General features: G+C 54.5%; 12 protein-coding genes. 4 read left to right on the top strand and 8 right to left on the bottom strand.

Features of this window, described 5'->3' with window-relative positions:
- Window positions 1-2 precede the first annotated feature (2 nt).
- Complete coding sequence (locus HOO88_04360) at window positions 3-803, top strand: helix-turn-helix domain-containing protein (GenBank protein NOU35983.1); 801 nt, start codon at window positions 3-5, stop codon at window positions 801-803.
- Window positions 804-812: 9 nt separating this feature from the next.
- Here HOO88_04360 and HOO88_04355 read toward each other — a convergent pair whose 3' ends face one another.
- The 8 genes from HOO88_04355 to HOO88_04320 all read right to left on the bottom strand — a co-directional run bounded on the left by HOO88_04355 (window position 813) and on the right by HOO88_04320 (window position 11,736).
- The gene (locus HOO88_04355) at window positions 813-4,085 is read right to left on the bottom strand and encodes a PQQ-binding-like beta-propeller repeat protein (protein NOU35982.1); all 3,273 of its coding nucleotides are present in this window, start codon (window positions 4,083-4,085) and stop codon (window positions 813-815) included.
- A 106-nt stretch (window positions 4,086-4,191) separates the two neighbouring features.
- Window positions 4,192-5,604 carry a sulfatase gene (locus tag HOO88_04350; GenBank protein NOU35981.1) on the bottom strand — a complete coding sequence of 471 codons (1,413 nt, stop codon included), beginning with the start codon at window positions 5,602-5,604 and terminating at the stop codon, window positions 4,192-4,194.
- An 8-nt stretch (window positions 5,605-5,612) separates the two neighbouring features.
- Complete coding sequence (locus HOO88_04345; GenBank protein ID NOU35980.1) at window positions 5,613-6,350, bottom strand: endonuclease; 738 nt, start codon at window positions 6,348-6,350, stop codon at window positions 5,613-5,615.
- A gap of 54 nt (window positions 6,351-6,404) precedes the next feature.
- Window positions 6,405-7,679: a hypothetical protein gene (locus tag HOO88_04340; protein NOU35979.1), complete on the bottom strand. Its 1,275-nt coding sequence runs from the start codon at window positions 7,677-7,679 to the stop codon at window positions 6,405-6,407.
- Window positions 7,664-8,737: a UDP-N-acetylglucosamine--N-acetylmuramyl-(pentapeptide) pyrophosphoryl-undecaprenol N-acetylglucosamine transferase gene (locus HOO88_04335; GenBank protein NOU35978.1), complete on the bottom strand. Its 1,074-nt coding sequence runs from the start codon at window positions 8,735-8,737 to the stop codon at window positions 7,664-7,666. Before HOO88_04335 ends, HOO88_04340 begins: the two co-directional genes overlap by 16 nt.
- Window positions 8,734-10,005, bottom strand: coding sequence for a bifunctional folylpolyglutamate synthase/dihydrofolate synthase (locus HOO88_04330; protein ID NOU35977.1), 1,272 nt, complete (start codon window positions 10,003-10,005; stop codon window positions 8,734-8,736). The genes HOO88_04335 and HOO88_04330 overlap by 4 nt, the downstream gene beginning before the upstream one ends.
- A 50-nt stretch (window positions 10,006-10,055) precedes the next feature.
- Complete coding sequence (locus tag HOO88_04325) at window positions 10,056-10,907, bottom strand: acetyl-CoA carboxylase carboxyltransferase subunit beta (protein ID NOU35976.1); 852 nt, start codon at window positions 10,905-10,907, stop codon at window positions 10,056-10,058.
- 97 nt (window positions 10,908-11,004) lie between these two features.
- Window positions 11,005-11,736, bottom strand: a complete 732-nt coding sequence (locus HOO88_04320; GenBank protein NOU35975.1) for a ComF family protein — start codon at window positions 11,734-11,736, stop codon at window positions 11,005-11,007.
- A gap of 198 nt (window positions 11,737-11,934) precedes the next feature.
- Between HOO88_04320 and HOO88_04315 the strand changes: the two genes are divergently transcribed.
- The 3 genes from HOO88_04315 (at window position 11,935) to HOO88_04305 (ending at window position 19,395) form a co-directional block, all read left to right on the top strand.
- Complete coding sequence (locus HOO88_04315) at window positions 11,935-13,434, top strand: hypothetical protein (protein NOU35974.1); 1,500 nt, start codon at window positions 11,935-11,937, stop codon at window positions 13,432-13,434.
- Window positions 13,435-13,457: 23 nt separating this feature from the next.
- Complete coding sequence (locus HOO88_04310) at window positions 13,458-15,227, top strand: type II secretion system protein GspD (GenBank protein ID NOU35973.1); 1,770 nt, start codon at window positions 13,458-13,460, stop codon at window positions 15,225-15,227.
- 112 nt (window positions 15,228-15,339) lie between these two features.
- Window positions 15,340-19,395 (top strand): hypothetical protein, encoded by a 4,056-nt coding sequence (locus HOO88_04305; GenBank protein NOU35972.1) that lies wholly within the window; start codon window positions 15,340-15,342, stop codon window positions 19,393-19,395.
- Window positions 19,396-19,783 lie beyond the last annotated feature (388 nt).

The following is a 19,783-nucleotide window of genomic DNA, read 5'->3' as shown; positions in this document are numbered from 1 at the left end:
GTATGATCGAATATGCCGTTGCAACGAAAGAAATGGATCAGATCATGAGCCGCCTGCACCGGCTCTTTGATATCCGTATCACCTTCTTTGACATGCAGGAGCATGAGCTTGAATATTTTCACGTCAAACCCATGGCACCGTTCTGCGCGGCCTTCCGGCGAAAAAAAGAGCGGGCCGCACAATGCGCCGCTTGTGATAAAGCACATCTGGCAGAAGCGAAAAAACTGCGCGATGTGTATATCTACCACTGCCACAGCGGACTCATCGAAGGCATGGTTCCGCTTTACAACCGGCGGGGCATTTACCTCGGAGCCATCGTCTTCGGACAATTGCGCGATCCGACCCGACCTCCCGGTTCCGACCTGCCGGGATTTTTAACAACTCTCTACAGCAAACTGCCGACCTGCACAGTTGAAAAGGCTCTTGATATCGGCCACCTGTTAAAGTGTGTCAGCGAATCAATCATTGATAATGAGTTGATCCGCTACCGCAATAAGGCCTGGGTTGAAAAACTGGAAGATCACATTGAAACCCGTTTGCATAAAAAAATCACCACCGGACAACTTGCCTCGACAGTGGGCCGGTCGGCTTCATTTGTGGCGCATCATTTCGAACGCGAATTTGGACAGACACCACGGCAGTACATCCTGAAACGCCGGATGGAAGAAGCCAAAGCCATGCTCGAAAACGGGCGGAGCGTTCAGGAAACCGCCGAGAAACTGGGCTTCTGCGACGCGTTCCACCTTTCAAAAACCTTTAAACGGTTTTGGAACAAACCGCCCAGCGCCTGCCGCCCGGCCTGAAAACCCGTTCTACTTCCCGCGGAAGCAAAGCAGTCCGCCGTTCCGGAGCGCGACAATAATCGTCTTGTTGCGGCTGATCGCCAGCCCGCCGAACAGCGGTTCGGAGGGAAGTTCGGTTTCAAAAAGCGTCTTTCCTGTTGTGCGATCAAGCCCGCTTACAAACCACTTTGAGGGGTTATCGCCCTTCCCTAGGGTTTTACCGTGGGTGACAATCACCATGTCAGAAGCAAGTGCCACCGCATTCACATTCAGTTCAAGCGGGCCAAAGCGATTATACGGAAGAACGGGAATCTTACTGCCGTTTGCGCTGTATTCACCTTTGCTGGACACGCGCTCGGCGGAATAATTCGGGAACTTTTTCCCGCGGTTTTCCTGATAAATCTCAGTGAGGGACTTGGCCACTTCGGGCGCATTCCACCCGCAAAGTTTCTGCCGGTAAAAAAGCGGCATGACCATAAGATCCTTGTCGAAGGCGGGCGCGACGATGCCGAAAGGAAGCGGGCTGACTTCCGGAAAGTCGGGAGTTCCATTTTTTCCGAGAGGAAGAAACGAGAACCGCACCCAGCGCCCGATTTTAAACTCGCTGCCGGTTCGCTCGTACTGATCGGAAAAGAAACGCTGGCCGCCGGAAACGATGAACCGGTCGTCGAAAACACCGATGTCGGAACCCAATGTACCTTGATTGATTCCGGGTTTCTGGTACCGCTCCGGAAGCGGCAGGACTTCACCGGTTTTGCAATCAAACGATGTGTACGCGCTGTTGGCGCATTGAAGCCACAACCGGCCTGCACCCAGAGCAAAACCGCCGCACGGTGCGCGGCCAAAATCCGACTGACCGGGCTGATGACCTAAGTCGGTTTTCTGCCAGACGATTTCCCCTGTCTTCGCATCGAGGGCGTAAACGAAAGATCCGTCTTCGGGCAGCATTCCGGCGGCGGCGTAGGCAAGCCCGTCATGAACCAGAATGCCGCTATGAACCGGCCAGGCGCTCGACAACTGTCCAAATATCATAATCCGCCGTTCCGTCGGCGCGGCGCGGAACCGCCAGAGTTCGTCGCCGGTGGAGGCAGAAAGGCAATAGACATAGCCGTCACCGCAACCGACATAGACACGACCGCTGTCGAGTGTCGGAGATGCCAGAATCGAACCGCCGAGGAACCTCGTCCACAGTTCCTTGCCGCCATCTTCTTCGCAGGCACGGAGCGAGCCGTCGCTCGCGCCGACGACAACAATCCCGGCGGCCGTCACCGGCGGAGCGGGACGGTTTTCAACACCGTAGCGGCGTTCCTGTTCTGTTTCATTGAACGGCACGGCGGGCTGATATTTCCAAACCAATGCCGGATTTGACCCCACCGCAACCGGGGTCGCGGCAGAACGGATATAGTCATGCCGCGCGGTCGGCCAATCGTTACTATCGGAGACTTTTCCGGTCACAGGCGAAGACACACTGGAACGGCGAAGCCTCTCCTCGCTCTGAGCTTTCGCATGAAAATCAAAATTTCCGGCCGCCTGCTGTGCCATCATCCCGCGACTGATAACGCCGCAGGTACACGGTCCGGACGTGAGAAAATACATTCCCTCGGCAACGAAGGTGCTCACGTCACACGGCGTCTTGTGCTGTCCGGAAAGTGAAGGCGTCGCGGAGCCGGACGGCGTGTCATAGGCCTGGCCGCAGGTGCCAAAGATACCCATTGGCGAGGCGGTGATCATCCCGCAACCTTCCGTTTTGAATGAAAGACCATCAACCTCCGCTCCGGTTTGAATGTCCGCACCTTTTTGCATGAAAAGAATTTTACTGCCCATCGCAACCCACCGGGCTACGCGGCCGGTTTTCTTGGTTTGATTCCGCCACAGCTCTTTTCCGGTGTCCGGATTGAGAGCAACCATGTGCGTCGTTCCGTTATTGCCGATAATAATCGCCTGCAGAAGTGATGTCAGGCCGCGATCATTGATGCCAACGAATCCGTCGAAAAGCTCACGGTTCTCCGTCGTTGCGGCCAGAATATCGGGACTGCTGTTCTGCCAGCGGACTTCACCGCTTTTCATATCCAGCGCGGCAATCGCAGTTTTCTCGGCGTTGTAAAAAACGGTCTTCCCATCCAGCGCAATCATCCGTGCAGAAATCGGGCCTGGCGCTTTATGCACCCATACCGTCGTCTTTTTCACGGTATCGTATGCCGCAAGGGTTGTCCCGGTGTCGGAGATATTGGCGTTCGCAACGGTGATTTCCTTTTTCCCCCAGACATAGGAATCGGGCGGCAGGGTATCGCTTTGGTCGGCTGCACCGAAAAGGGCGAAAACATAATTGGAAGAGAGCGCGATCCACTTGATGTGGCCGCTCGTTCCTTCAAATGTCACCTTCCCGCGTTCTGTTCCGGTTTCAGGATCAATAAGAGCAACTGCCGGACCGAGCGCCATAAACAGCGTGTCGGGAGTCAGCACCATATTATTCTGTCCGGTGACAAATTTTTGCGGCAGATGTTTTTTCCAAAGAAGCGCGCCATTGGCCGAATTGAAGGCGCAGAAAATATCGTTGCGTTCATTTCCGGGCTGGTATGCTTTTGTATCCCGCGCGGCAATAACGATGCGCCCGCCAGCAATCAGTTCACTGCATCCGCGCTGAGTGAGTCCGAACGGTTTTGCCGTCCACTTGGTAATGAGCGGACGCTGAAGGGTGTCTTTCGAAACAGGATGATTGTCCGGCCCGTGAAATTTGTACGACCAAGGATCCCAGCCGGCCGGAGGCGGAACGCTGATTGCGGCCCATGCGCCGGAAATGGCTGGCACTGCGGCGTCTTTCCCGGCCCACGCGGCAACCTGAGCCGGTGTAAGATTCGCGGCGTTTCCGACAACCGCTACGCCGACATACGGAGCAATCACACGCCGCAGCTCGGCGGAGTACGCAGGCGTCAGATCGGCGGCGGTGCTGTCGGCATGAACAAGCAAATCGATTGAATAATCGGCGTATGGAAGTTTTGGAAGTGTGATGCTATCGACATAGATGCGGCGACCGAGAAGTCCGGTCGGCACCAAGGCCGTGCGCAAAGCCTGAGCTTTCGTGTCATCCGCAGCCAGAACATGAATTATAAACCGGCTGTTCGCGGCAAAACCTTTGGCTGTTGCTTCATCGCCATGCACGAGAACAAGAATTCCGGCGCGGCGCGGCGTTAACGCCAGCACACTATCCGAAAGTGACGACGCAAAAATTTCCGCTGAGAACGAACAAAAGAACAGCGCGGTACTGGCAAACAATATCCATTTTCTGCAAAGAAAGTTTTTCATATTGCTAATCCTTTGACTGGTGTAGGTGTGCATGTTGCGGCAGAGAACGGATCCATTCCATGATTTAGTGTTTTTATTTTCAGAACGGATGGGTTTCAGAAACCACTTATGCAAACGGAAGAGCGCAGCCCTTAATCCATTCGCCGTCGTTGGCCGCTTCAAGTTTTTCCACCAGCTCGCAGTGCAAGCGCTGCGCAAGCTCTGCCGTATCCTGTTCAGGGTCGAGCAACAGGTTGCGCTGTTCCAGCGAATCTTTCTCCCGGTCAAATAACTGCCACGGAGCGATATGACCGGGTGAATAGACACCGCCCTGCGGCCCTCTTAAGACGGTGTATTTGTAACGCGGCCCGCGCAAACCGCGCATGCTGTGTCCGTAGAAAGTTCCTTTCGGACGACGCTCCTCGACCATTTCAATCAGCACACTCTCACGCTCAAGGCCACGGCTTTCGCCGCGGATCAGCGGCGAGCAGTCAAGACCGGGGAGTCCGGCAGGAACCTTAACTCCGGCGATGCCGCAGAAAGTCGGAAAAAAATCTTCTGTGCAGAGAACATCATCAATCACTTTGGTCTGCGCGACAGAGGGATCGCAGACAATAAACGGTATAGCAATCGCCTCTTCAAAACTGCTCTCCTTCATTGCGGTCGGGAAACCGTGCGCGCCGCCCATTTCGCCGTGGTCGGCAATGAGCGAGACAATCGTGTTTTCGGCGAGACCTTCGTGATCGAGCCAGTCCAGAAGTTTACCGACGTTACGATCCAGATTCTCGATCATAGCGTAATAGATGCGCAAACGCCGGAGCCGGTCGTTAACATCGGCCTCTATCGGCGGATCCCATGTACTCTCAGGACAGAAATAATTTTCCCGCTGCTGAAACGTCGCGGGAAGGATCAGTTCGCGGTCGCGCCAGCGGGCGATATCCTCTTCCGGCGCTTCATAGGGAAAATGCGGCGGCTCAACCGAAAGAAGGCAGCAGAACGGTTTGTCCTTCGGTCGTTTTTCAGCAAGATGATGAATGGTGAGATCGAAAAATCCGTCGGTCTGATACCCCTCAATGAGCTTCTTCTCGGGATCATCATCCTCGAAATAGAAGCTGTTAAAATGGTTATTGCAGAGTTCAAAGCCGTACCACTTCTGCCAGCGCGCCTGCCGCTCGCGCGGCACAGGAACATCAAAATGCGGATACGGAATTCCGTCAAGATGCCATTTGCCGAGATAGACCGTGTGATAACCCGCTTCGTTAAACGGATCAGCCAGACTGCGCTCGCCCGGATCCATCTGCCAGTCGATGGTCGGCACATTCCTCGCGTGGCCGTACTCGCCGGTCATCAGAGAAAACCGGAAAGGAACACAAACCGGATAAGTACTGCAGGCCGCATTAAAGCGCACGCCTTTTGCGGCCAGACGGTCAATGTTCGGTGTGCTCACATTGGGATCGCCGTAGCAAGCGAGAGCCTGCCGCCGCAATTGGTCGGCAAGAATAATGATCAGATTCTTTCGACCCGCCAGTTTCTTTTTCACAACGCTTCCTAATTCGCTTTTTGTTCCACAGTGAAATCACAGACAATCGGCAGGTGATCGGAAAACTGAACGTCCGGCATCCAGCATTGCTCCACGATGATCCCGGGGCTATGCAGAATAAAATCGAGATGGCGTTTCGGTTTCCAGCTTGGAAATGTCGGCGAGTCGGCCGCATGGGCATTTTTAAGTCCCGTCGCCGCCAGAAACAGCCGCACCTCCTGCTCGCCCCACAACGCGTTAAAATCACCGGCGACGATGTGCGGTTTTTTAACCGTCTGGAGCAGATCATACAGATCGCCGAGCTGGCGGTGGCGCAGACGTGAACTGAGAGCCAGATGAATCAGAAAAAAGGTGACATTCTCCATCTCCAACTCAATCACCAGCCGCTTCACGCCGCGATCAAAATAATGAAAGGTTTCCTTATGACCGCTGTCACGCACCACGAAAGCGTTACCCTGCTGATTCAGAATCGGGAAATGGTTTGTCAGCGATTCTTCGCCGTATTTTGAGCGGTAAACGTGATAGTGCCCCAGCCGGTCGGCAATCATTTCGGCCTGATTACTTTTCCCCGAACGGTACGAACCGGCATCGACTTCGATCAGTCCGGCGACATCGGGATTCAGATCGTGCAGAAAGTCTGCAATGCGTTCAAAGTTTTTGCCGGTACGGCGCAGATAGCCGTTCAGCGGAGAAAAAAGTTTTCTCCCGCCCGTGCCGTACCGGATGTTGTATAAAACAAATCTCATAAACAGCCTTTTGGGGTGCGGTGGCAAGCAACGGGCGACACCGCTCTCTTGAAGCTAAAGCGGCGTGGCATTTCGTTTCCCGCCGCACTCCATAATTTTATCCACATCGCCCGCACCAATGATTAGTAACACATCTCCAGCACGTAGTTCGCATTGAATTTCCTGCCATGCTTTTTCCAATGCGGGCAAACTTTTTACTTCCGGCTTTCCGGACGCCGGAAATTTTTTGAAAAGGTCAGCCGTCGTTCCGCCCGCCAGCGGTTTTTCCGATGCGGCATAAACCGGCAGCAGCCACAGTTTATCCAACCCCTGAAACGCGGGCGGAAAATCGTCCATCAGCGCCTTGGTGCGCGTGTAGCGATGCGGCTGAAAAACGCCAAGCAGCCGTTTCGGTTTGAGCGTTTCCAGCACCGTCTGAACCAGCGTACGGATTTCCGTCGGATGGTGCGCGTAGTCGGAAATGACCGTGTACTCGCCCTGAAAAACTTTTTCAAACCTGCGCCGAACGGGTCTGATGGCTTCCAACGCTTGGAAAATTTCCGTTCCGGTTTTCCATTGTTTAGACACTTCCAGCGCGGCGCAAGCATTCAGCCGATTATGCCGGCCCGGTAACGCCACTCGCCACTCGCCACTCGCCACGCCATAAGGAATCGCTTTCGGGTTTCCGGCACAAAGCCTCGCAGCAGCCGGATCTTCGGCGCAATAAACAACCTTCTGCTTTGTGTTGGCGATGAAGGTTTTGAAGCACGCCTCAAACGCTTCGACACTGGCGTGATGCTCCATGTGGTCGTATTCGATGTTCGTGATAACCGCGATGTCGGGATGATAATTGACGATCGTGCCGTCGCTTTCGTCAGCTTCGACCACCATGATTTCGCCGTCTTTGGCAACGCCGTCAAAACCGGGCACCTCGCCGCCGATGCAGTAGCCGCAACCGAGAATCTGCGCGATCATTGACGTCGTCGTCGTTTTGCCGTGGGTTCCGCTGACCGCAATGGTGAACCGGTCGCGCAACAGCGCAGGTAGCACTTCCCCGCGACGGCTGACCGGCACGGTCGCGTTCGCCACTTCGGGATGATCGTCCGGCACGGCGGTGGTACGGATAATCCATTCGGCGCCGTCCAGATGCGACCGGTCATGACCGATCAAAACGGAAATTCCTTTCCCGCGCAGCCAGTCGGTCTGCCGGTTTTCCTGTTCATCGCAACCGCTGACACGGTGCCCGCGCTCGTTAAGCAGCAGAGCAAGTCCCGCCATACCGATTCCGCCGATGCCGATCATGTGAATGCGGCGCGAGGTTGAGAGCAGGTTGTCTATTTGCGGGCGCATTCTTCCACCACCCCGGCAAGGATTGCGGCTGCGTTCAACGGAACATTGCGTGCAGCGGAACGCGTACGCATTTTTTCAAGCCGGGACGAATCGCTGATCTGTTCGGCCAGATAGCCTTTGAGCCACTCGACCGTCATGACGCTCTGCTGAATCACATCCGCCGCGCCGAATTTTTCAAGGGCGCGGGCATTGGCGGTCTGGTGGTCGCTGGCGGCATGCGGATACGGAATCAGCAGCGCCGGTAAAGCAAACACGCCGAGCTCGGCGCAGGTGGACGCGCCGGAGCGGCAGATGGCCAGCGCGGCTTTTTCATAAAGCGACACCATATCCTGAGTGAAAGCGCGCACTTCGGCATTCACCCCGGCGGCGCGGTAGCGCCCGGCAATTTTCTGCTCGTCCGCCACGCCGGTTAAATGCGTCACGCTGATCCGGCTGTCGGCCAGCGCGCAAACGGCCTCAGAAACCATTTCGTTGATGGCATGAGCGCCGAGTGATCCACCCATGACGAGGAGATTGAATCCTGACTCCTGATTCCTGACTCCTGTCCCCTGAATCTCCGGTCTCAGCGGCATTCCGGCAGAAACGGCATTCATTCCTTTAAGATGAAAGCGGGTTTCCTCAAAACAAATGGCAATGGCACGCGCCTTCGGGGCGAGTAGCCGGACCGCCCGGCCCGGTATGGCGTTGGCTTCGTGCAGAATGTACGGAATTCCATGCAGACGGGCCGCCAGACACGGGCCGATGGAAGCGTAACTGCCCATGGCCAGCACGACATCGGGCCGGTGACGCAGCATGATGAACCAGCAGCGGAGCACCGCGCCGGCAATCCGCAACGCGGTCAGCACCGACCGGAAAGCGCCAAACTGAAATCCTTCCGACGGAATCGTAACGATCCGCCCTTCCCAGCCTTTGACGGCGGTGTCTTCGCCGTCTTTACCGGCGAGCCAGAGGGTGACGTGGTGTCCGCGCTCTCTCAGAACACGGGCGGTGGCGAGTCCGGGGAAAATATGTCCGCCGGTTCCACCGCAGGCGATGGCGATATGCAGTTTTTCACTCATTTGAAAAATCCATGTTTTTTTAGTTCTGCGGGAAGATACAGTGAACCGGTAAAACAAACGAGCCGCTTTTTACCGGCGTCCAGCCACTCGATCGCCGGTTGTATGCCGCTGACGGGCTGAATGTCCATTCCGATTTTTGTTCCGATGGCGGCAATCTGCTCCGCAGGCATCGCGCGGTCGCCGGGTAATGTAAATGCCCAGGCTTTTTCGACGGCAGGTTTGAGCGTTTTCAGAATTCCTTCGACGTCTTTATCCTTCATGAAGCCGAAAAAGAATCCGTTTCCAAAACCTGGAAAAATTTCACCCAGAGTTTGGAACAGCGCACGGGCACCGCAGACATTATGCGCGCCGTCATAAAGCACCGGCGGCTTCTGTTGAAGAAGCTGAAAGCGGCCTGGCCATTTGACGGCTTCGAGCCCCCGTTTCATTTGAAGGCGGATGCCTTCAATGTCGGCCAGATCTTCGAGCGCGGCGACGGCGATGCCGCAGTTTTCCATCTGAAAATTTCCGGCGAGCGGCAGGCGGACGTTCGGGTATTCGTGGCCGCTGGCTTCGATATGTAGAAGCTGATCGTCACGGCGGGCTTCCAGAATTTGGAAAAAGACCGCTTCGTCGCTTCCAAGGATTGGAACTTTTTTCTCTTTGGCTTCTTTATAGATAACCGCTTCGGCCTCGACCGGCATCGGGCCGCAGATCACCGGCGCGCCGGATTTGATGATACCGGCTTTTTCCCCGGCGATTTTTTCGATTTCGGTTCCGAGATATTCGGCGTGGTCGAAATCAATACGGGTGATAACAGAAAGAAGCGGCTGAATAACATTGGTGGCGTCCCAGCGTCCGCCCATACCGGTTTCGATGACAGCATAGTCCACCTTTTCGCGTTTAAAATATTCAAACGCCATGGCAGTGGAGATTTCAAAAAAAGTGGCCGGGCGCGTTGTCAGGCTTTGCGCGGCGGCTTCGACGTCGGCAATAAGCTGAGCCAAAGCCGGATCGGGAATTTCACGCCCGTTGACGCGGAAGCGTTCGTTGAAGCGGAACAAATGCGGCGAGGTGTAGAGTCCGGTTTTAAATCCGGAAGCGCGCAGAACCGATTCCATCATGGCGCAGACCGAACCTTTACCGTTGGTTCCGGCGACGTGGATGCATTTCAGGCTCTTGTGAGGATTGCCGAGCTTTTCAAGCAGCGCAACCGTCACATCAAGCTCAGGCTGGATGCCGTGCACTGTCCGCGCAAACAGGGACGAGAGAGAATTTTCAATATTCAATGTTCAATTCCCATTTTCAAAGTCCTTGAGCATTGCGTATTGAATATTGCTCATTGAGCATTATCGGCCATGTAGTCGAGAACCAGAGCCAGACGCGCCTTGAGTTGCGGGCGCGGAACGACCATGTCAATGAGCCCGTGCTTTTCAAGGAACTCGGCGCGCTGGAAGCCTTCCGGCAGATCCTGCTGGGTGGTTTCCTTAATAACGCGTGGTCCGGCAAAGCCGATCAGTGCGCCGGGTTCGGCAACGATGACATCACCAAGCGTGGCGAAACTGGCCATGACGCCGGCCATCGTCGGATGGGTGAGCACCGGAATGTACGGCAGACCGGCTTTGGCGTGGCGGGCCAGCGCGGCGCTGGTTTTGGCCATCTGCATAAGGCTGTAAAGTCCTTCATACATGCGGGCGCCGCCGGAAGCGCAAACGATGATGCACGGCCGCTTTTCGGCGGTGCAGCGCTCAATGAGGCGGGTGATTTTCTCACCAACCACGCTGCCCATGCTGGCGCCGAGAAAAGAAAAGTCCATTACGCCAAGTCCGATGTCGCGTCCATTGAGTTGAGCGGCACCGCAGGTGACAGCGTCTTTGAAGCCGGTCTTTTTCCGGTTGGCTTCGAGCTTGGCGACGTAAGAATCCTTGCCGGTAAACCCAAGCGGGTCGGCGGAGGTAATATCTGCATCCCATTCAACGAACGTACCTTCATCGGCAAACATTTCGATGCGCTTCTGGCGGCCAAGGGTGAAATGGAAACTGCATTTCGGACAGACCTGAAGGCTCTCTTCGAGCTGTTTGGCGTAAAGGATTTCATTGCAGCCGGGGCATTTTTCCCACAAGCCGTCCGGAACATCCCGTTTGCGCACCTGAACCGTCGAATATTTTTTCTTACCGAATCGTAAAGCCATAGGAACATCCTTTGGAATAATTGGAGTATTGGAGTATTGGAGTATTTGGAAAAGCAGAATTCCATTACTCCATCATTCCATCACTCCATCGTTGTTCTCATCCTCTCGCGACCGTCACCACATACACCGAAGCCGCCCCGCCTTTTTTCAGAACACCCGCGCAGGCATTTACGGTGGCACCGGTCGTCATCACATCATCAACCAGTAAAATCCTTTTGCCGGTCGGCCGGGCAAAAAACCCGACCCGAAAAGCGCCGCACACGTTAGCGGCACGCTGGGGAGCTGTCAAACCTGTTTGGGTAACAGTCGGACGGACGCGCCGGAGCAGGTTTTCGCGGAAAGGAAGGTGCATCCGGCGGGCCAGCGCCCCGCCGATCAAGGCCGCCTGATTAAACCCCCGTTCGCGGCGGCGCGGCGGATGAAGCGGTACGGAAGTGATCCAGTCGAATTCGGCTTCGGGATATTCGGCCTGCACACAGGCAAGCAGCAGGTCGGTTAAATCCTGAACAACCCAAAGTGAGTTTTTATATTTAAGCTCCCGAAGAGCAGTGCCTATGCCGCCTTCATAGCGGACGGCGGAACGGGCGCGATCAAATGACGGTGTTTCGCGGGAACAGGCGAAGCAGGTGTAGTCGTGCTGGATGTCGCCTGCCACCGGATCGCCGCAAAGAGTGCAGAACGGCGGTTCGACTTTGGGTGTGTCCGACAGACAATCCCAGCAGATATGCCTCATCGGTTCCGGAGCGGAAGCCCCGCAGTGCACACAGTTGCGCGGATAAATCAAATCAAGCATGCCGGTAAAGATGGAGAAACGGCTCCGGCAGAACAAGTCATTCCTTAAAAATCATGATTTCGCCTGTCAATCCGGCAGGATTATGCTGAATTTTAACAATTCATCTTATTGCTTTGACAGGAACGCCGGTTGTCTGGATTATTCAACAGTTTTTGATTAGGGTGGCCTGGGGGCTACAGCTAACTGTGTCGTGTTAGGGGTTCGGAACAGAAAAAACAAACAGGAGAGTCAGGCATGCGAAAGGTAATGGCAGGAATCACAGCCCTATTGCTCATTCAGAGCGCTCCGGCTGAAACGATCATCACCGCTCAGGATTACGCAGTCGACAGCGATGTCGTTCTGGAAAGCGCGGTAAGAGAAATCAAATCCGCTCCGCGCGACACCGTAAACGTGGTCGGCGATACAGTTAAGTTCGTCTCCGATGAGACGATAACCGCCGTCAACGGCGTTAAAGCCGTATTCAAATCCAATCCGATTGATAAGACGGAAAAAACCGCCGCACTTGAAATCGCCAGCGCCTGGGATTCTTCGAACGACATCGTCTTCCGCTCCTATAAGGTATCCGACAAAGTCGGCAAAGAACTGACCGGCGGCGCAGAAGCTGCCCCTGGTACCGTCGTTGACGTAAGCGGTTTTTTCAGCGGCATCGAGTTTAAAAAAGGAACCTCCGCTTTCTTCCGCCCCGAATTCAACCGCCTCTTCGTCCGCCAGACTCTTGGCAATGTTCTTTCCATGGAAGACGTACTGGCCGAACAAAGCAGTGCCGTACGCGAATTGATGGGCAAACAGGTTCAGATCGAAACAAAATTTGTGGAAGTCAACCAGAGCACCCTTAACGAACTGGGCTTTAAGTGGACGTTTGATAATTTCAAAGGTGGCGATCTTCACATTATGGATGCAATTTCCATCCCAGCGGGTCAGCCCCTCTTGAGTTCCGGCCTTCGCACAACGGCTGGTGCCATCGGTTCCGGCGTAGCCTCAGACACTCTCACATTTGTCCGGGATGGAAGACTAGACTGGACGCTCGTTGTTAACGCATTGGAACAGTCGGATGACACCGATGTTCTCTCCGCTCCAAGCATCACCACCCGCGACGGCAACAAAGCGACGATCATGGTCGGCGAAGACCGTGTTATTGCGAAGGGTTACGATGTAAAAAGCTCCGACAGCAGTCTCTATGTTCAGAACGACCTCGAAAAAATGCTGATGGGCGTTCAGCTTGAAGTGACCCCGAAAATCCGCGCTGACAAGCTGATCGACCTCGACCTGAAACCCAAAGTGGTTGATCTGGTTGGCTACGATCCCTACCAGTCCACACCGACCGATGCAAAAATTATTCCGGTGCAGGGCGCTGGTGTAAGCGGTTCTGTCGCATCGGGCTCTACAATTGGATCGTGGCTTCCCCTGTCATGGTTTCCTAGCGGCTTTGTTGACAGCCCAATCCAAATACCCCTCCTGCCCCTCACAGCCAAGATTCCCTATTACCGTCTGCGTGAAATTAATACACAGGTCACGGTAGCGGACGGCAGCACGGTCGCCATGGGCGGCCTGATCTTCGACAAACTGGAAACCTTTAAAGATAAAGTTCCGGTGCTGGGCAGCATCCCGCTGATCGGTCGCCTCTTCCGGTCGGAAGGCGAAAAGAGCGTCAAGCGCAACCTGATGATCTTTGTAACTGCCACACAGGTGGATGTAAACGGTCGCAAAGCCTCGGATCTGGCCCTGAACAAGTAATCTTTAAGTTAAGGAGTAAAATCATGCGAAATGTACTGAAAATTTTAATGGTCGGCGCGCTGACCGCGTGCGCGGCGTTCGCTCAGGACAAGTCTGAGAGCGTTGAAGGTATCGTTAAAGAACTCGGCGGTTACAAGGCGGCTCCGGTTGTTGCCGCTCCGGCGGTAACTGCCCCGGTCGTTGTTGAACCTGTTCCTGCCGTTGTGGCCCCCGCTCCGGTGGTGGTTGCAGAAATTCCCGCAGTAGAAGCCAAACCGGTCGTTGCCAAAGAATCCAAAGGATGGAAATTCTGGCACAAAGCCGATAAAAAGCCGGTAGTTGCTGAAGTACCTGCAGCAGCCGCTCCCGCCGAAACACCTGCAGCAGTGGAAGCCGTCAAAGAAGCTCCTGCCGCCAATCCGGCTGACGTTAAAGCAATGGTTGAAGAAAGCCGCGATCTGTATGTCGGCGGCGAATTCGAACGCGCTCAGCGCGGATTTGAAGCCGTCATCAAGAAAGACCCGGAAAATCTGATTGCACGGATGTATCTGCGTAAATTGCTGGAACGCGATGCCCGCAAGACGGAAGTTTCCGCGATAAAAGATGTGACCGGCGCATGGAAGACCGATCTGATCCTCCGCTCCTACCCCATCTCCGCCGAAGCGGCTGAAAAGATGGAGATGAAAAATGCAGCCAAAGCCATGGACGTGACCGGCAAGTTCCCGGAAGTGACGTTCCCGAAGGGCGCTTCGGCTGTTTACCAGCCGAAACTTGAAAAGCTCTTCGTTCGCAATACCCGTGAAAATCTGGCCGTGATCGAAGAAATTCTGGTTGCGATGGATGTCTCCAAAGTTTCCTCCGAGGTGGCTCAGGTTGAAATCGAAGCCAAGTTTATCGAAGTGTCCGAAGGCACACTGGAACAGCTCGGCTTTGAATGGCGTAGTATCGTCGGTCAGCCCATTTCCACCGTTGGCGGAGTCAACATCCCCGCCGGACAATATCTATTTGACGACGCCCTGCGCGGCGGACCAGGCAATGCGACCCCCGGTCTTCCATTCAATAATGCAGCAGGCCAAGGTGTCACCCCTGCTTCCGGCGACTGGACTGCCTTCCGGATGGAAGATACATTCAGCACAACCCCTGCCAACATGAGAGTAAGCAAAGGCGGATCCACCCCGCTAGACATCCTGATCAGCGCGCTGGATCAGAGCTCAGGCGCTGACATGCTGTCTGCTCCCCGCGTTGTCACTAAGAGCGGCAAGAAAGCTACCATCCGCGTCGGTCAGCTTCACTATTATCCCGATGTGTACGAAACCGGTGCAAGCGGCGGTAACATTGTCCATGTAAAATACGCAGACTGGAACGAGCGTCTGCTGGGTGTTGAGCTGGATGTAACCCCGACGGTTGACGGCGACCAGATCGAGCTGGGATTGAACCCGAAACTGCTCGAACTCGAAGGCATGCAGTCTTACGACATCGCGCCAGCAGATTCGGCTTATACCTGGTATCAGTACCGCATTGGTCTGGCTTTTACGCACGATCCCATCACGGCGCAACTGCCGATTTTCCGGAAGCGTGAAATTAAAACCGAAGTCACCATTGCCGACGGCGCCACCATCGGTATGGGCGGCCTGATCAACGAAAAGGTCGAATCCTACGAAGACAAGGTGCCGGTGCTCGGCAGCATTCCGCTGATCGGACGGCTCTTCCGCAACGAAGGGGAACGTGCGGTTAAGCGTAATCTGATGATCTTCGTGACCGCCAAAAAGGTGACGCCTTCGGGACGGATTAACACCGCCCGCTCCTTCGAATAAGCTGATACTGTGCTTAATCCAAGGGAGGGCGCTGTTAATCCGGCCCCTCCCTTTTTTCGGGAAGTCATAGATGCATAGCTTTTATGCGGATTGAGAACGACTGGGGTGATTTATGAAAAAACTGATTTTGATTTTGACGACAGCCCTCTTGCTGGCTGGCACGGCGAGTGCAGATGTGCTTGTCTCATATAACTGGTTTGGCGCGCCGGGGAACCCGACTCCGCCGACAGAAAGTTATTCTTTTTCCACTCAGTCAGCAGGAGTTACCTCAAACAACCTGACTCGCGGATCAGGACTTAACGTCAATGGAGTAACCAACAGATTTTATTCTACCCACTGGAATAACTCGGACTTCACCTTAAACGGTGCCGTGAACTCGAATGACTATTTTGCGGGCTTTGTCTCTTCAACAAACGGCACTGTAAATCTGACCAACATTCTGTTCCGCGCAACTGGCAATAATGGGAATGTCCCGACCAACTGGGTCGTCAAAGTCAGCTCGGTAAATACGGATACGGCATTCTTAACAGCCTGGCAATCTCCTGTGGTTTCAGCTCAGGCAGGCCCCTCACTTTTCCCGATCATAACTTGTGATCTGGCAGGCAATGGCGTAAACAGCAGCACGGTTTATTACCGCATCTACGGCTGGAGATCGACTCTGGTAGAAAACTTTGTGGCTATGGGGTTCATGAGCACTGTCAGCGGATCTAATCTAGCTGACGACGGTATCCCCGGATTCGGCAATGGACTTCAGGAATTTATTGTTCTGGGAACATTTGCGTCAGCCATAACCAACCCGATTTTAGCCTACGTTTCTTCAACCGTTCTGGATGCTGATGGAGATGCTAAAGCCGAACCCGGAGAAACGCTGAATGCGTTTGTGACACTGAATAACAGCGGAACGGTTGCTCAGGGAGTGCAGGCGGTGATTATCCCAACGGGTGCCGCCGCGTCTTATTTTTCCCGAGTAACAAACAGCACCTTCGGCACCATTGCCGGAGCCGCCAGCGGAAGCAATAGCACGCCTTTCGTGCTTACCGTTGCAACCAATACACCGGTTGGAAACTATACCTTTAGCGTGACGAACATTACCGTCACCAACGGGCCGTCCGTGGCAACCAGTGGTTCCTTTACGGTTCAGGTCTATCAAGCGGTATTTGCCGCGCCTGCCAGTTTTTCTCTGGCGGCGGATGTGAACCAGGTAACAACCAATTCTTCGCTGGTGGTCTCCAACAGCGCAACGATTCCTCTCTATGCCTCTTTCACCGATAACGCCAGCTGGCTGAGCGTTTCGCCCGCTTCGATTACGATTGCGCCGCACAGCGCCAGCAACATCAGCCTGATTGCCGGACCGGTTGCCACGCAAGGGCAGCTTTCGGGAACGGTCAGCGCGACGTACAGTCTGCCGGTGACCAATGGAACCTCGTTCGCTGTTACGTTGGATGTCGGTCCGAGAGTAACGCCGTTAACCAACGGAATGGTCATCGCCGAAATCAGCGGCGGGATTCTCCCCGGTGCGTATGAACCGAATGAAACACTCTATATCACAATCCCCAGCACCAACAACGGGGCCATTACCGCCACCAACATCTTGCATACTCTGTCGGCCAATCCGGCCTATTTCACTATTACCGCAGTGAGCAACGCGGCGAACTATAACTCCATGACGGTCGGCTCGGCCACCTCAACAACTTATCAGGTGGTGATTGCCGCCGGAACACCGGATGGCAGTTATACGTTTACTGCAACGAACACGGGTAGCGGAAGCGGCCCGTGGACGGCTTCGTTCAGTCTGCAGGTCTTCAACCGGGCGGTGCCGTCGGTGTCCTCCTCGCTGACGATTACCGTACCCGCGGACGGAACCGCGTCGGGAAGCATCACGCTGACCAACGCCGGCAATCAGAGTACGACCTTCGCGCTGAGCGACAACGGCTCGTGGCCGGTCACCTATTCGGTTTCGACTCAGACCGCTTCGCTGGTCTCCTTTAATCTCTATGATGCGCCGGATCCAAGCACCACGTTTACCAACTGGGGCAGTAACGACACGATCGCAATGAATATCGGCTTCAGTTTCCCGCTTTACGGAACGGTCTATACCAACTTTTCAGTCAGCCGGTTTGGCAATATTGGATTCGGTGCGTCCGCCGGTGCCAACGCAAATACCCCGCCTGCCCTGCCCTCTACAAACACTGTAATCGTCGCAAATGTGACAAATCATTACGTTTACCCGATCGTCGCCCCCTTCTGGGGAACTGCGGTAAGCACCAACAGCGTGCGTTACATGAAACAGGCCGACAAACTGGTTGTTTCATGGGGCAACCGGACCGGACATGAATTTCAGGCTTGGCTCTATACCAATGGAGCCATCCGGTATGTTTATGAGTACGGTTCATGGAGCGGCAGCGCGATGGGTATCCAAAGCGGCTCAAACGCGCTAAATACCGCCTATACCCCGTCCGGCAGTGAAACTGAAAGCCTCCTTCTGACGCCTCAAAGTCGGCCGTGGGTTACCTCCAACGCAACCAACGGAACCCTGAGCGCGATAAGTTATCAAACGATTACCTACACAGCGGACGCAACCGGACAGACTGCCGGGACGAATACCTATAACGTGACCGTCACCTGGGGCGACGGATCGACCAGTGTCGTTGCGATGACGGTCGTGGTTGAATTATCTCATCCGAGCCTTGGAGCCCCGCCTTCTGTCACATTTGCCGGGCCGGCCGGAGCCATCACCAAAACATCCATGACGATCACGAATACCGGCGATGTTGCGCTGGACTATACGATCACCGATACCGGCGCTCAAACGGGCGGATACAAATGGCGCGGAACCAATTATGTCTGGAATACGAGGCTTCCGTTGGACGCCAATCCGGCCATCGTGTGGACCGGCGGAACCGATGAAGGCTACAGTCAGTTGCTTCCGATCGGGTTCTCCTTCCCGTTCTACGGCCAGGTCTATACCAATTTTTCAATCGGTGTGAATGGCGGAATTTCGCTGGGCGAAGCCCGCCCGATGGAGGTTCACCAGATTGAATACCAGACGAACACAACCGGAGGCATCACAAATACAATTGCCTTCACCAATACACTTGCGACAGCGGATCGTTCGTTTTTGTTCAGAGGGTATTCCAACAGTACGACCTTCACCAATCCGGTTCCCAATAATTTCATTGCACCATACTGGGGCGACCTGTTTCTTGCGACCAGTACGTCTGTTCGTTATTGGGGTAACTCGAGTCAACTCGTGGTTACATGGGAAAACATGAACCAGTCCGGCGGCGGAAGCAATCTCACCTTTCAAGCTATCCTGAACCGGGATGGGTCGATTCGTTTCCAATACCAGTATCTGACGGGCGATATCTGGCCCTCCACGGTAATCGGTGTTCGTAATACGTCCACCTTTACACAGCCTGCCTCGCTGAGTAATGACACCACAACCGCCCTCTTTAAGGTATACACCTACACGGTCACCAATGTGTATGACACGATCGTTACCAATGTTATTGCAACCAACTTTGTAACATTGTACCGCAAAACAATAGGCGAACAGGCGCTCTATCTCCAGCCGTCCAACCGGGTTGTAATCACTGCGGATCCAACATCCGGAGCTCTTCCAGTCGGCGGCACACAGGTGATTGAGATTTTCGGTGATGCCCGTAGTCTATCTCCAGACGGATCAAATAATGTTCCTGTTAACACCACGTTCGATATTTATCATCTGGGTCTGCTTCCCGGTACGAATATCACAACCAATGTGGTCGGCGGAGTAACGAATATCACAACGAATCTTGTTATTAAAACCACAAGCACTCCCGTTTCAGTTCTCTTTATCGCCACCAACAGTGTGGAAAGCGTGTTTTCCTCGCTGGACAGCGACGAAGACGGCATGAGCGATGTAGCGGAGGTGCTGGCAGGAACCGATGAAGCCAGTGCGGATTCCGTTTTCGGAATGAGTGTTGTGCAAAGCCCGGACGGTTCCAGAACGATCTCGTGGCCGAAAGCCGACGATAATCTTCCCCGTACCTACACGGTCTTGTACACCACAGATCTGTTAAGCGGCTGGACGTTGCTGTACCGCGATGACAACTTCTCCAGTTACACAGATACCGATGCGGAACGGGCAAATCTGCCGGTGATCTACTACAAGGTCACCGTGGAATAAGCGGTCACCGCTTCCACGAAAAGCCCGTCACTCGACGGGCTTTTTTATTTTCCGGATCATACCGGTTCGGCATTTATTCAAGGCCGCCGGGACGGCGGCGGTACGTATCGCAACCGTCCCGGTTGCCTTGCTTATAAACCGAATGTTATGCGGTTTATGTATCATACCATTTCCGTAAGAAATTCGGTATTTAACCGTATCCGCCGGGTTACTCCTTCGGCGGACAAGGAGGGCCCCCGGCCTACAAAACCGGAATCAGAAAAACTGTAGATGCTATGTGAGTTGCCGCAATCGCTATAATCCTTAGTGGAACAACAAAAGGAGGACAGCATGACGGACAACTCACATAACAGCGATACGTTACTGGTGGCGATGGAGCTGAGCAACA

It is taken from the genome of Kiritimatiellaceae bacterium, from assembly GCA_013141415.1.
GTDB lineage: Bacteria > Verrucomicrobiota > Kiritimatiellia > Kiritimatiellales > Tichowtungiaceae > Tichowtungia.
The sequence above is the reverse complement of the archived record's forward strand: the minus strand, read 5'-3'. Positions and strand labels throughout refer to the sequence as shown.